The following is a 13,538-nucleotide window of genomic DNA, read 5'->3' on the forward strand; positions in this document are numbered from 1 at the left end:
GTGATTAGCCGTCCGTCCGATCCTTTTTCTTCAGTAGCCGCTTGATCGGATACCAAACGATCGCAACGACTGCCAAAAATATCGACGTGATAACGCCAATAATCACGGCAAACACCCCACCACTCAGACCCGGGCCAATATAAGCTAAATGCTCCATGCAGGATAGGTTTATGCGATTTTAACGATAACCTCGCAAGGCAAATATCAGCTCCAGCATTTATTTAAACTTAGAAAGCAAATTGAGTAGTCCGCTTCTGCCACTGAACCTTATGCGACGCCCTCAATGCAATAATGCGTATGCAGGCGCCTGATAAACGACTCAACTGAATCTTCGCCTTCAAAATCATAAAATTTGGTGCTCTCGGGCAACGTCCCGCCGATGATTAGCAAAAATAACATGAATTGTTTGCTTTCGGCATACTTCTCATCGAGTCGGAAACAAAATTTAAGCACCTCATTGTGTACCCCATAGCTCGTGCCCTCGTACAACTCTGCTAACAGCACTCTCAATTTACTAACGTTCTCGGCGAAGTCAGTTAACTTGCACTGATTAAATAAAGCATCATCCACAGCAAATATAGGTTATACTACCTACTATTGGGCGACTTGAACGATGCCCGCAAGGGTTTTTTACAATTTTCGTACATTATGCCGTAAAAAACGGAACCACCAGCAACTCACCAGAACATGACATCAGCACATCGCCCCAAACAAATGGCTAAAACCGCCCTTGACTTAGCGTGTGAAAGCAGCAGACTGCCCGCCTTTTGCAAATAAGTGCGCCAACCGGCGTCAAGGCCGTCAGGCAATGGAATTAAAAGACACTTTAAATCTTCCCGACACCAAATTCCCCATGCGGGGTAATCTGGTCAAACGAGAACCCTCCCGCTTGGAGCATTGGCGGCAAATGGGGCTCTATGAAAAAATTCAAGAGCAGAACGCCCAGGGCCCATCCTTCGTGCTGCACGACGGCCCGCCGTTCACCAATGGCGATGTGCACATTGGCACCGCGCTGAACAAGATTCTCAAGGATTCCATTCTGCGCTACAAGTCCATGCAGGGCTTCCGTGCGCCATACGTGCCGGGCTGGGACTGCCATGGCCTGCCGATCGAATTCAAGGTCACCAAGGAGCTGCGCGAAAAGGGCGAAGACCTCTCCCCTGCCCAGCTCCGGGAAGCCTGCGCCGAGTTCTCCGCATCGTTCATCGAGAAGCAGCGCGGTCAATTCCAGCGCCTCGGCGTCCTCGCCGACTGGGCCGAGGAATACAAGACCATGAAGCCGACCTACGAGGCGACGATCCTGCGCACTTTCGCGTCGTTCGTCGAGCAGGGCTTGGTTTACCGCAGCAAGAAGCCGGTTTACTGGTCGATCCCGTGCGAAACGGCGCTGGCCGAAGCTGAAGTCGAATACCACGACCACGTCAGCCCGTCGATCTGGGTTCGCTTCGAAATCCCCGGCCATCAGTTCCTCCACATCGACGGCCCGCTTTACATCGTCATCTGGACAACGACTCCCTGGACGCTGCCCGCGAACCTCGCGGTGGCTGTGCACCCGGACCTCGAATACGTCGAAGTAAAGCACAACGGCGCAACCTACCTGGTTGTCGCGCAGCTTGCGGAAAACTTCATCGAAAGCTGCGAGCTCGAAGGCGCGACCTTGGGCGAAAAGCATCTGGGCCGCAAGCTGGAGAGCCTCCAGCCCAACCACCCGTTCATCGAGCGCAAGAGCCCGGTCGTGCTCGCCGACTACGTCACCACCGAGTCCGGCACCGGCTGCGTGCATACCGCCCCCGGCCACGGTCTGGAAGACTACCTGACCGGCCTCAAATACGGCCTCGATATTTACTGCCCGCTCGACGATAATGGCTGCTATGTCGATGATGGCCAGGTTCCTGCTGAACTCGTTGGCGTGACCGTCCTCGAAACCAAGGGCAAGTGCCCGGCCAACAGCGCCGTCCTCAGTATCCTCACGGAGAAAGGCGCGCTCATGGCGGTCAAGAAGCACGAGCACTCTTACCCGCATTGCTGGCGTTCGAAGACTCCCGTCGTCTTCCGTGCGATGGACCAATGGTTCGTCTCGCTCGACGCACATCACATGCGTGAAAAGGTGTTGGAACAAATCGAACAGGTAAAGTGGACGCCCGAAGCCGGCATCAAGCGCATTCGCGGCGCCGTGGAAACCCGCCCGGACTGGTGCATCAGCCGCCAGCGCTCCTGGGGCGTGCCGATTCCCGTTTTCTACGACGAAGACAAGAACCCCCTGATCGACTCTGACGTCATCAAGGCCCTCGCCGACAAGGTGGCCGAACACGGCACCAATATCTGGTTTGAGCAATCCGCCGCAGAGCTCCTCGACGGTATTGAGTTGCCCGCCGAATTTGCCGGTAAGACCCTCACTAAGGGCGGCGACACGCTCGACGTGTGGATCGACTCTGGTTGCTCGCACCGCGCGGTGCTCCAGCAGAACGAAAAGCTTTCCTGGCCCGCCGACCTCTATTTAGAAGGCAGCGACCAACACCGTGGCTGGTTCCAGAGCTCGATCTGGACAGGTGTCATCGCCGATGGCGCAGCGCCTTACAAGGAAGTTGTCACCCACGGCTTTATTGTAAATGAAAAGGGAGAGAAAGAATCCAAGTCCAAGGGCGCGATGAGCTCCGACGGCTGGGTGAAGAAGTTTGGCGCGGACATCATGCGCCTGTGGGTCGCCTCGCAGGACTACCGTGGCGACATCCGCCTGTCGGAAAACCACTTCAAGCTCGTCTCGAATGTCTACCGCGGCGTCCGCAACACGCTGATGTATCAGCTGGGCAATCTTGCTGGCTTCAACTACGAGACCGACGCCGTGAAGCCTGCCGACCTGACTCCGATCGACCAATGGGCGCTCATGCAAACTGCTGGCTTCGTGGAGCGTGTCACGACGGCCATGGACAACTACGAGTTCCACCGCGCCTATCAGGAAATCGACCGTTTTGTCGGCGTCACCCTCTCGCGCGTGTATCATGCGATCCTCAAGGACCGCCTCTACACCTTTGCGCCGGAGTGGACCGAGCGCGCCTCCTCGCAGACCGCGATCTACCTGATCTTCCGTGCGTTGGTGCGCGTCATCGCGCCGGTGCTCACCTTCACCGCCGACGAAGCCTGGAGCTTCCATGTCAGCGGCGAAGAGCTGGCCGACGACAGCATCCACCTGCAAGCCTGGCCCAAGGCGAGTGACTTCCCGTTCGACGCCCAGGTTGCGGCCGACATCGACGCCGTCATCAACTTCCGCGAAGAGCAGGTCAACCTGCCCCTGGAAAAGCTGCGTGAAGAAAAGGTCATCGGGGCCAACCTCGAGGCGAAAGTTTCGATCACGGCGACGGAAGAAGATCCGCTTCTCAAGCTTCTGACTAAATATGAAGCAGATTTGCCGGAACTATTTATCGTTTCCCAAGTCACCTTGGCCACGAAGACTGATGGCGAAGTTGAGATCACCGCTGCCCACGCCGACGGCGAACGCTGCCCGCGCTCTTGGCGTTGGGTCGAGGAACTTGTGCCCGCTGGCGACTTTGGCAATGTTTCACCACGCGACCGCGACGCCCTCAAAGCGTTAAACCTAATTTAACCCTTTACTTCAAAACACACCAATTATGCCCGCAAAAAAGAAATCAGCATCCAAAAAGTCGTCCAAGAACGCCCCCACCAAGACACCCGCGACGGATAAGTCCAACGGCAAGTCGGATGCGCCTGCGGCTAAAAATGTGCCTGACGAACAAACCAAGGCTCTTGTGCTCGGCGCCCGCCGCCGCAGCAACACGCCCTCCATGTTCAAGGTGAAGAAGGGCAAGACACCCGTCGTATTCACGATGGAGGATGTTGCGCAGATTCTGGAATCCAAGAAGCCGGAATCCGAAGAAAACAAGCCCAAGGTCGCCAAAAAAGCCGCCAAGGCCGTACAGGAAATTGAAGAGAAGCCCGTCGAGAACCGCGCGCACAACGCCGCATCGCTGGCTGACATCCTTGGCTTCAACCCGACGGAGCGCAAAAGCTCCGACGTCCCCCCCGGTCGCCAAGTTCCGAAGAAGTGGCAGAAGCACTACAAGCTTTTGCTTGAGCTGCGCGAACACGTCACCGCCGAGCTTGAACTCCACACTGCGGACACCCTGAAGCGCTCCAACCGTGACGATTCCGGCGACCTCTCAGGCTATGGCCAGCACATGGCCGACGCGGGCACCGACACCTTTGACCGCGACTTCGCCCTGAGCCTCGTATCCAACGAGCAGGAAGCCCTTTACGAAATCGAAGAAGCCATCCAGCGCATTTTCGACAACGAATACGGCGTTTGCGAACAAACCGGCGAACCCATCGACAAGGAGCGTCTGCTCGCCGTGCCGTTCACCCGCCACTCGCTCGAAGGTCAGCGCCAAATGGAGCGCACCCGCAAGCAGAAGAGCCACCGTGGCGGCGTGTTCAGCGATGCGGACGACAACGACCTCTCCATGGGTGGAGACGACGACGACAACTAAACTAGATGTCCACCACCGACCAGGCCGCAGGCAGCTCAGCCGACACGGACGCCGCTGCGGCCAAAGTCAGTTTTAAAAGGTTATGGATCATCGCCGCCACGGTGCTGATCCTCGACCAAGTAACCAAGTTGTGGATCGTCAACTCAGTTCCAGCGGGCGCCAATCCGTACGAAGGTGGGATGATCGCCGTCATCCCCAACTTTTTTTACATCATCCACGTCTACAATGACGGCGCCGCTTGGAGCATGTTTTCAGGGTACTCGTTCGTGCTCGGCCTGTTGGGATTCGTCGCGCTGGGGGCCATTTATTTTTTCCGCAAACAGCTGGAGCTCCATCGCGGGTTGTTGCAGATCATTTTTGGCCTGCTGATTGGCGGTATCGTTGGCAATATGATCGATCGTTTTGCCTATGGCCATGTGGTGGATTTCTTGGACTTCCACTTCGGCAGCTACCGCTATCCAGCCTTTAATGTGGCTGACTGCGGCATCACGATCGGTGTGAGCATTTACGTGGTGCTGTCGCTGGTGGAAACCTGGCGAGAGCATCGGGTAAAGAAAACTCAAGCGGCGAAGTAGGCAGGCGCAGGCTTGCTGCGGCAGGCGCTCACACTAGCCAAGCCAGTAGGCCAAGAGCGAAAAGCCAGGCATCGGCCCAAAAGCGACGATTTTCCGGATTCCGAGGCCATTCCCACCGATCGATGGCAAGCAGGGACACCCCGTAGACCGCCAAGGTAATGGCGCTGTGCGATAGGATCGGCGTTGAGAAGAAATAGACGACCAGTCCCAAGACCGTAGTGACGACCGCCCAGTCGCGCAGTCGCACAGCCCGGTCCGCCATGGCAAGCGGTAAGCTGCGTCGACCAAGGGCCAAATCTGCGTCCATTTCCCACCGCGCCATCAGGACGCAATTGGTAAAGCAGGCCATACCAAACAGCACAAGCTTGAGCATCAGCCAAAGCCACACCTCCGCGCTAAGGTGTTCTCCCGCAAAAAAAGCCCCCACGCCAATGGCGAATATCAGCGCGACCTGGAGCTCTTTTGTTCGCCGCACCTTCACATGACGCTGAATGCCGATCGTGTAAGCAATGCTCAACAGGAGCACCACTAAACCAGCCTGAAATTGCGCTGTGGTGAGCCCTTTCAGCGCCACCCACACGTCCAACACCAGCACGATCAGCCATAAGCCCAGAAACTGCCAGCGCCATTTCGCGATCAGCCAGTGGCGCTGTGTCGGCAACTCCTCGGGGCGCTTTCCACGCACATCCAACCAGCGGTCGCCGAGATAAACAAGCCACACTGACATTCCCAACACCCAGAGCGACGCCGCAGACGCTTTAAGCCCCAGCCCATGCGCCAACGCCAGGCGCCAAATGACCGCCACACCGGCTGCGTCCAACGCCAAATCATTGGGCAGGCGCACGAATCGAAATTGCTGAACCTTAGGTGGCATCATGTACAGGAGCAAAGGACCAACTGCGGTTTTCTACAATTAAGTTACGCGCATCCTTGATTTTCTCAGTAGTTGTATGTAGGTTGTGAAAAATAATCCCGTGCTACGAAACTACACTCACTCACAACTCACAAACAGGAAATAAACTTATGAAGGTAATTGCTTGGTTAAAACCATACTGCGGATGGAGCAACGGCGTACGCGCTATTTTTAAGAAATATGACATCGAGTTTGAAGACCGGGACATTATCAACAACCCCGAAATTTACGCCGAAATGGTTGAAAAATCGGGTCAAAGCCTTTCCCCCTGCGTTGAAATTGACGGCGTCATGCTGGCCGATGTGAGCGGCGAAGAAGTAGAAAATTACATGCTTAGCAATCAACTCGTGGAAGCAAACTCCGCTGAAGCTGATGTGCCCACCAACGCCCCCTGCACCGACGAAGAGCACGAGCGCATGGCCTCCAAAACAATGCGCTTCTTCTAACCCAGCCTCCGGCTGGACCGGAGGGGTTTTTAAGCCATCTCCGAAAGCTCCATCGCACTGCGAAATCAACGCGCCGCACCCTATTCGGGAGCGGCGTTTTCTTTTGGACCGCATCCTTCATTTAGAGCAATTTCAGTTTGAATTGTCTGTTCAGGCACGAACGAAAATGAATGCAGCGGCGCGTTGCCTAGAGCACTGTTCATCTAAGATTGGCCGAGTCAGGTGGGGTAGAGATTGGATGCAGCGCAAGGCGGCTTTGATTGAGCGGGCTGGAAGCCCGTGATTGAAATGCCAACGCCGCGAACTTCCAATCTGGCCCCAAGCCCAAAACCGAGTGCTTTTCCGCGCCAGCGTTGTTGGCTTTTCGCTCACAGGCTTCCAGCCTGCGACGCTCAAGCCGCCTTGCTGGACACGAAAAATCACTGCGGCCTGACTCGGCCAATCTAGATGAAAAGTGCTCTAGTCGAGGAGCGTGAATTCGCGCTGGAGACGCAGGAGCGTGATGACGTTGCGAACATGGCCAGTCACACCGCGCAGATTGACGGAACCACGTCCCAGACGCTTCTGCACTGCAATCAAGGCGCCAACGCCACTACTGTCGATGAACTGCACGTTGGACAAATCGAGTGTGATGGATTCCAGATTTTTAGTCCATAAACTGTCGATATAATCGCGAAAATCCTCGCAAACACTGGCGTCAAAGCGGCTAACCTGCACTTTCACTTCCAGTTGGGCTTTTTCTTCGATGAGATGGTCAAACAGTTTCATGGGAGATGGACTAACTTTAGTCATCCCATGCTTCGTATAAAGAAAAATACGCTTTCAACCCTGCGCTAATTTAATTTACCTTAACCAGATGAATGGTCCTGTGTCCGGTCAACGCTACATGGCCCCCGCGCGATTGAGCGAGATCAACACGCTGCGGGAGGACTTTACCTTGTTCTTGGCGGATATGGGGCTCCCCCCCGAGGCGATTACCGACTGGGCGCTCGTTTTAACCGAAATTTTTGCCAATGCAGTCATTCACGGCTGCCAAAACGATCCGGAAAAGATAATTACCATCCAGTGGGATATCTGGCAGGAAGAAATCAGCCTCTTAGTGGTCGATCCAGGCGATGGCCCCCCGGAAACGCTGACTCGAAACCCGAGCTTGCCCCACGTAGCGTCGATTCATGGACGCGGCTTGTTCCTGGTGGCGAATCTCGTAGACCACACTGAGCACTGGCGTAGCAGCCAGGGCTATCTCTGCCGCGTCACCCGGCGCCATGAAGCACTCAACCAGGCACATGCTCCAGAGACGCTGGTCGAAAAGGCGATGACCGAGCTCTCCACCTGTTACGAGAGTTTGGCGGCCTTCTACCGACTGGGCGAAGCCCTCGTGCAAAGTGAAACCGTGGTCGATTTCCTGGAGCAAGCACTGGCCGACCTCCAGGGCGTGGCGCCTTACGACGAATGCCAGATCTACCTCAGCGATGTGATCGAATCCGCGCTCATGGCGGAACTGGCAATCAATGCCGTCGCTGCGACGCCCCCCCTCGACTCGCCTCATATTATTCAGGTTGTCGAGGACGGACAGGAGTTCAGCTGGGCCGCACAGGACAAGATCGCGCACGATCCGCAACTGGCCAACTCCCACAGCGGTATCATCTGCCCGATCATCGCAGGCGGCAATGTTTGCGGCGCCCTGCTGCTGGCCAATCATTTGACTGAGATGGACTTGCGCGCCCAGGTCCGCAACACCGTGCGCACCTTTGCCGACCTCATTGGCATTGCCGTGATGAACGCCAGCAACGCCCAGGTCCGCGATCGTGAAAATCAGGCGCTGCGCGAATTGGAAATTGCCTCCGAAATGCAGGACTGCCTCCTGCCCCTGCCTCAGCTAACCTCAGGCGATGGCTGGCAGGCTTTCGTGCGACGGCGCACCGCGCGCGAAGTATCGGGCGATCACGTGGAGATCTGCGAAACCCGGGGGGGCGATATTATTTTCTGCATGATTGATGTCATGGGCAAAGGCGTGCCCGCAGCGTTTCTAGCCGCCATGTTCCGCACGGCGTTGCACATCAGCGTGACGTTCCAATACTCACTCGTGGGCCTGATGATGGCGCTCAACCGCACACTCTGTCGGGAACTCGAAGACATGACCATGTTTGCGACATGCGCAATTGCTCGAGTCCCCAAAAACCTGCGTAAGATCGAGATCGTCAATGCCGGGCATTGCCCAGTGATCGGCTGCATCGAGGGTTGTGAACCATTCAGCGTTGAACCCTCCGGGCCGCCGTTGGGCATCTATGCAGATGCAGAATACTCCGCCGAACGCTTTTCGCTCGATGGCCCTGCCCGGGTGCTTTTAGTGACTGATGGTCTGTTCGAGTGGTCGCGTGATGGAGAGCTCTGGGGGTGGGATAACTTCGTGGAATTCCTCATGGCGCGCAAAGAGAACGATACCGAATCAATTTGGAAAGAATTACGCGCTGAAATCGACGGCGCTCACGAACCCGCCAATGACGACCAAACCTTTCTCTGCTGGCAAAAATTATGAGTACTATCCTGATTGCCGATGACGACCCCTTGATGATCCGCTTGCTGGAGTTCAATCTCAAGCGGCTTAGCTGCAAAGTTATCGTTTGCCGTGAAGGCCTCGGTGCGGAGCAACTGCTGAAAACCGAACGACCGGAACTCGCCATCATCGACGTAATGCTCCCGGGCAAATCCGGACTGGAGCTCATTGAGTTCGTTCGATCAGAACCAGAACTGGCGCAAATGCCCTTGATTGTGGTGACCGGACACGGCGAGCACCAAGTCCACCAGCAACTTCTTGACGCCGGAGCCAACCGCGTATTCACTAAGCCTTTCGCGCCTAGCCTACTGCAATCCGCCGTGCAGGAACTGCTGAATAATCATGCCTGACTTCGAGGAATCAATCGAGCCTGCCAACGTCGCAGTGCTCGATGAAAATTACCTGCGCCATTGGGAGATATCAATTGGAGAAGAAGCGATGTCTGCATTCATCGCTGAGTTAATTGCTGAATTTCACGCGACCTACACGCCTCGCATCCAAGAACTGCAAGAGCTTTGCCAATCGGACGCTCAGGATGAGCTGATCCCGCTGGTGCATTATTTAAAGGGTAGCTTGGGCAACCTCGGCATTTCCCGCGCCTCCGCCTACGCCCGCCAAGTTGAAGTGGAACTGCGCATGGGTAACTTTACCCGACACGAAAATTTCGCCCAGCGCCTGGATGAACACGTCCAGCAAGGCCTCCGCGAACTCGGTGCGCGCTATGCATAGCGGCCCCTTCGCGCTTGAAAAATCTGGCTAGGCGCTTTTGTCTCCTTGATTCGCATGAGTCAGGTTCTCGCCAGTCAGTCGCAATACGCAGCATCGCGCACCCGCGTGAAGCGACGCGCGGCGCTGCACACCCTCGGCTGCAGGCTCAACCAAAGCGAGACGATGATTCTGCGCGAAAAGCTCATTGCGCAGGGCTTTGACATCGTGGACTTCGGCGACGAGGCCGACTTGGCGATCATCAACACCTGCACCGTCACCCGGCTCGCGGACTCCAAGTGCCGCCAGGCAATCCGGGGCTTTATTCGGCGCAACCCCGAGGCCTACACCGCCGTCGTCGGCTGCTATTCGCAGATGGGGGCCAAGGAGATTGCCGGCATCGAGGGCGTGGACCTCATCCTCGGCAACCACGACAAAATGAACGTGCTGGACTACATCGGTGAGGCTGAGAAAAATCCGGCGCCGGTTATCGTCCGCGAGCGCATCGACCGCGACGACTTCACCATGCACTTTGCGGGCGAGACGCCCTTCGAGTGGCGCGCGAATTTAAAGATCCAGGACGGCTGCGACTTCATGTGCAGCTTTTGCATCATCCCGTTTGCCCGGGGTCGGGCGCGTAGCCGCGAGTTCGGCGACCTCATGGCCGAGGCCCGGCATCAGGTGGCGCGCGGGGTAAAAGAGCTGGTGCTAACGGGGGTCAACATCGGCACCTACCAGCACAGCGACCGCTCCGTGCTAGAAGTCGTCGACGCATTGTCCCAACTGCCCGGGCTGGAGCGCGTGCGCATCAGCAGCATCGAGCCGACCACGATTCCGGTCGAGCTGTTCGACCGCATGAACGACCCCTCTCACGCGCTGATGCCCTACCTGCACATTCCGCTGCAAAGCGGCTCGGACAAGGTGCTCACCGAGATGCGCCGCCGCTACGACATTGCCGAGTGGGAGGCCTTCGTCAACGACGCCGCCGCGCGCGTGCCCGGCATTTGCATCGGCACGGACATCATGGTCGGCTTCCCCGGTGAGACCGAAAACGACTTTGCCGAAAGCTGCCGCGTGCTCACCGAGAACCCCCTCGCCTACGGCCACGTCTTCACCTACTCCGAACGTGGCAACACCCCCGCTGCCCGCCGCGACGACCACGTGCCGATGGAGGAACGCCATCAACGCAGTGCCCGCCTGCGCCGCCTGTCCTCCGAGCGTCGCTACGCCTTTTACGAAAGCAATCTCGGCCGCGAAACCGAGGTGCTGTTCGAAGACCCGCGCGAAAACACCGCCAGCGGCCTCACGGATAACTACGTGCGCGTTGTCCTGAGCGGCGATGGCCTCAGTGGCCGCACCGCCGCCGAGCTCCGCAACGAGTTTGCCCGCGTCCGCCTGGAGCGGGTTAGCGCCGATTTCGTTGAGGGCAAATTGATCGGTTAGCCTAAGCGTTCCTTCAGCGAAAGGCTTCGCCCTTCCCTTGCTATACCTATGCAATTTTTTCTCAAGTGACACGGTCACATCGAGCAAATGACCGTGTCATTTCAACAAAGTGACCTGGTCACTTTGTTGGTACGACCTGGTCAGTTGAGAAAATTACCCTTGTTTTTTTCCCCTGCAAGCACTTGGTCAACCGCGCAAGAAAACACGGTGCAATGACACAATTTCTCTATGCCTCACCCCAATATAGGCCTTATTCGGAGGCGCCCACCCAAGCTTGGCTAAGCAGCTCCTTCAAGCGCTCGGCAGACGTGGCCGAGGTCTTGGCAATGAAGCCGCGAGCGTGCGCGAAGTGCACGTCGGCTTCCTCGGAAACGCGTGTAAACTCCATCGTCGCGCTGTCGTTGAAGCGACGCAGGCCGTGGCCTTCGCTGCGGTTGTCCGGGTAGGCAATGGCGACGACTAAATCGTCCTTGCCCAGAGCCTTCAGGTGAAAGCCAACGCCGGATGCGGAATCGCCCAGCGGGGCATCGCGCTCCAGAATGGCAAACACCTCAAACTGCGCGCCATTGGCGTCGATGGTCCACAGCTCACCATGCTTGGCAAGAAACTCCAATTGCTGCGCCATGCCGCGCACGTAGCCCGCCCACTCGGTTCCCATCGCGCGCATTACTTCAAACAGCGGCTCGCCGGGACGGTGCTCACGCTGCGCCGCGAAGAGACGCAAAATCGTTGGATCGATGGGCGAATCCAGACGGCGCATTTGCTCCGGCGTCACGCCGATCCACTCACCGGTTTCCTTGGGGCCGAGGCAATCGAAGCGCTCCGTCGACTCCAGCCAATCGCAGAATTGCTTGGCGTGCTCGTAGAGGCCGAGGCGCATCAGCACGAGCGAGAGCGCACAAGTCGGCGTAGCGTCACGCGGAAACTGATGGTGGTCGAAGTTGCTCAGCTCCGGCTCATGACGATGCCCGATATCCACCACGGCCACGCGCACATCGGCCAGCTCTTCTTCGGTCGGATCGCGGCGCTCGATCGGCGCAGCGCATTCGCTGATCAGCAGGCAGCAAGCGAGAAATTCATCGCGGTGCGAGCCACCGCCGTGGGTAATAATCTTGTCCAAATCCATGCCCGCCGACAACGACGCACAATCGCGTCGAGGTCAAGTCTTGCCCCACCGGTTTCGGCCTATTCAAAGTAAAATTGCTTCAGCTACCTGAAATCGCTTCAAACTCAGCAAGGTATTGGCATTAATCGTAAAAATTCGCTTCGCAACAAGCACCAGCCCCGTGACTGCGACTTGCGCATTCCAGAAAAAAAGCGAATTCCTGCTTGCCAGTGGGTTTACAGGGCCTAATCTTCCGCCCTTCTTCTTTTGCCAAGGCGTCTTCCCGGATCGCTTTGGTTTATCAACCAGATAAGTAAAAAAGGCGACTCCAAACCGGACGAGCCAACCCAATATCCAAGGTTCGCCCAATGCCGGGACTGGCGCGAATACGGAGACAGACTCAAATGAACATCACAGTAAAAGACCTCCTGGACGCAGGCGTCCACTTTGGCCACCAGACCCGTCGCTGGAATCCGAAATCGAAGCCTTACGTTTTCGATCACCGCCACGGCATCTCCATCATCAACCTGGAGAAGACCTACGCCCTTCTCGAAAAGGCCTATGCCTTCATCGAAGAGCTCGTCGCCAGCGGCGAAGACATCATGTTTGTTGGCACGAAGCGCCAAGCCCAGGAAATCCTGCGCGAAGCCGCCACCACCTGCAACATGCCCTTCGCAGTGAACCGTTGGATGGGCGGCGCCCTCACCAACTGGACCACCTCCAAGGCCAGCCTCGAAAAGTACAAGCGCTACCTGCGCATGGAAGCCGATGGCTCCCTACAGAAGCTGCCGGGTAAGGAACAAGCCGCGATCCGTCGCGAAATGGCCCGTATGCACCGCAACTTTGAAGGCATGCTCGAAATCAAGGGCATTCCGAAGGCGCTCTTCATCATCGACGTGAAGAACGAAAGCATTGCCGTCAACGAAGCACGCCGCCTCAAGATCCCGGTCATCGCCCTCGTCGACACCAATTCCGACCCAACCACCGTCGACCTCCCAATTCCAGGCAACGACGACGCCGTGAAGTCCATCCGCCTCGTAACGGAAGTCATCATGGAAGCGATCCAAAACGGCCTCGCCCGCCGCACCGAAGTGCGCAACGCACCGCAGCAAGGCGTGACCCCGATCGTTCGCCAGGACTTCACCGAGAACGAACCGGAAGTGACTTTCGCCGACGACATCGTGCTCGAAGAGCCGAAGAAGTCTGCTCCGGTCGCTGAAGCTCCCGAAGCTCCGGCTGAAGAAGCACCCGCCGAAAAGGAATAATTTCCACCGATTAAAACCCGAACGTTA

General features: G+C 57.0%; 13 protein-coding genes. 9 read left to right on the forward strand and 4 right to left on the reverse strand.

Going from position 1 to position 13,538, the window contains the following annotated elements:
- Nucleotides 1-4 precede the first annotated feature (4 nt).
- Nucleotides 5-157, reverse strand: a complete 153-nt coding sequence (locus tag RBB63_RS16840; RefSeq protein ID WP_309386147.1) for a hypothetical protein — start codon at nucleotides 155-157, stop codon at nucleotides 5-7.
- Nucleotides 158-808: 651 nt separating this feature from the next.
- On the opposite strand from RBB63_RS16840, the gene ileS reads away from it, so the two are divergent.
- Genes ileS through lspA form a run of 3 tightly spaced genes read left to right on the forward strand, consistent with a single transcriptional unit; the run spans nucleotide 809 to nucleotide 5,077 of the window.
- A complete protein-coding gene (gene ileS, locus RBB63_RS16845) occupies nucleotides 809-3,601 on the forward strand; it encodes an isoleucine--tRNA ligase (RefSeq protein WP_309386148.1) in 2,793 nt (930 codons plus the stop codon).
- A 25-nt stretch (nucleotides 3,602-3,626) separates the two neighbouring features.
- On the forward strand, nucleotides 3,627-4,502 hold the full coding sequence (locus RBB63_RS16850) for a TraR/DksA family transcriptional regulator (protein WP_309386149.1): 876 nt from the start codon (nucleotides 3,627-3,629) through the stop codon (nucleotides 4,500-4,502).
- Nucleotides 4,503-4,507: 5 nt separating this feature from the next.
- On the forward strand, nucleotides 4,508-5,077 hold the full coding sequence (gene lspA / locus RBB63_RS16855; RefSeq protein ID WP_309386150.1) for a signal peptidase II: 570 nt from the start codon (nucleotides 4,508-4,510) through the stop codon (nucleotides 5,075-5,077).
- 28 nt (nucleotides 5,078-5,105) lie between these two features.
- Here lspA and RBB63_RS16860 read toward each other — a convergent pair whose 3' ends face one another.
- Complete coding sequence (locus RBB63_RS16860) at nucleotides 5,106-5,954, reverse strand: hypothetical protein (RefSeq protein WP_309386152.1); 849 nt, start codon at nucleotides 5,952-5,954, stop codon at nucleotides 5,106-5,108.
- Nucleotides 5,955-6,100: 146 nt separating this feature from the next.
- On the opposite strand from RBB63_RS16860, the gene RBB63_RS16865 reads away from it, so the two are divergent.
- On the forward strand, nucleotides 6,101-6,436 hold the full coding sequence (locus tag RBB63_RS16865; protein WP_309386153.1) for a glutaredoxin: 336 nt from the start codon (nucleotides 6,101-6,103) through the stop codon (nucleotides 6,434-6,436).
- A gap of 459 nt (nucleotides 6,437-6,895) precedes the next feature.
- Here the strand turns inward: RBB63_RS16865 and RBB63_RS16870 are convergent, their stop codons facing one another.
- Nucleotides 6,896-7,204, reverse strand: a complete 309-nt coding sequence (locus RBB63_RS16870; RefSeq protein WP_309386155.1) for an STAS domain-containing protein — start codon at nucleotides 7,202-7,204, stop codon at nucleotides 6,896-6,898.
- A gap of 88 nt (nucleotides 7,205-7,292) precedes the next feature.
- Between RBB63_RS16870 and RBB63_RS16875 the strand changes: the two genes are divergently transcribed.
- Genes RBB63_RS16875 through mtaB form a run of 4 tightly spaced genes read left to right on the forward strand, consistent with a single transcriptional unit; the run spans nucleotide 7,293 to nucleotide 11,141 of the window.
- The gene (locus RBB63_RS16875; protein ID WP_309386156.1) at nucleotides 7,293-8,975 is read left to right on the forward strand and encodes a SpoIIE family protein phosphatase; all 1,683 of its coding nucleotides are present in this window, start codon (nucleotides 7,293-7,295) and stop codon (nucleotides 8,973-8,975) included.
- Complete coding sequence (locus tag RBB63_RS16880; protein ID WP_309386157.1) at nucleotides 8,972-9,343, forward strand: response regulator; 372 nt, start codon at nucleotides 8,972-8,974, stop codon at nucleotides 9,341-9,343. The genes RBB63_RS16875 and RBB63_RS16880 overlap by 4 nt, the downstream gene beginning before the upstream one ends.
- Nucleotides 9,336-9,722, forward strand: a complete 387-nt coding sequence (locus RBB63_RS16885; RefSeq protein WP_309386158.1) for an Hpt domain-containing protein — start codon at nucleotides 9,336-9,338, stop codon at nucleotides 9,720-9,722. The genes RBB63_RS16880 and RBB63_RS16885 overlap by 8 nt, the downstream gene beginning before the upstream one ends.
- A gap of 54 nt (nucleotides 9,723-9,776) precedes the next feature.
- Nucleotides 9,777-11,141, forward strand: a complete 1,365-nt coding sequence (mtaB, locus tag RBB63_RS16890; protein ID WP_309386159.1) for a tRNA (N(6)-L-threonylcarbamoyladenosine(37)-C(2))-methylthiotransferase MtaB — start codon at nucleotides 9,777-9,779, stop codon at nucleotides 11,139-11,141.
- A gap of 250 nt (nucleotides 11,142-11,391) precedes the next feature.
- On the opposite strand, the gene RBB63_RS16895 is transcribed toward mtaB, so the two are convergent.
- Nucleotides 11,392-12,267: an MYG1 family protein gene (locus RBB63_RS16895; protein WP_309386160.1), complete on the reverse strand. Its 876-nt coding sequence runs from the start codon at nucleotides 12,265-12,267 to the stop codon at nucleotides 11,392-11,394.
- 383 nt (nucleotides 12,268-12,650) lie between these two features.
- On the opposite strand from RBB63_RS16895, the gene rpsB reads away from it, so the two are divergent.
- On the forward strand, nucleotides 12,651-13,511 hold the full coding sequence (gene rpsB, locus RBB63_RS16900; RefSeq protein WP_309386161.1) for a 30S ribosomal protein S2: 861 nt from the start codon (nucleotides 12,651-12,653) through the stop codon (nucleotides 13,509-13,511).
- Nucleotides 13,512-13,538 lie beyond the last annotated feature (27 nt).

It is taken from the genome of Cerasicoccus frondis, from assembly GCA_031296915.1.
Classification (GTDB): Bacteria; Verrucomicrobiota; Verrucomicrobiia; order Opitutales; family Cerasicoccaceae; genus Cerasicoccus; species Cerasicoccus frondis.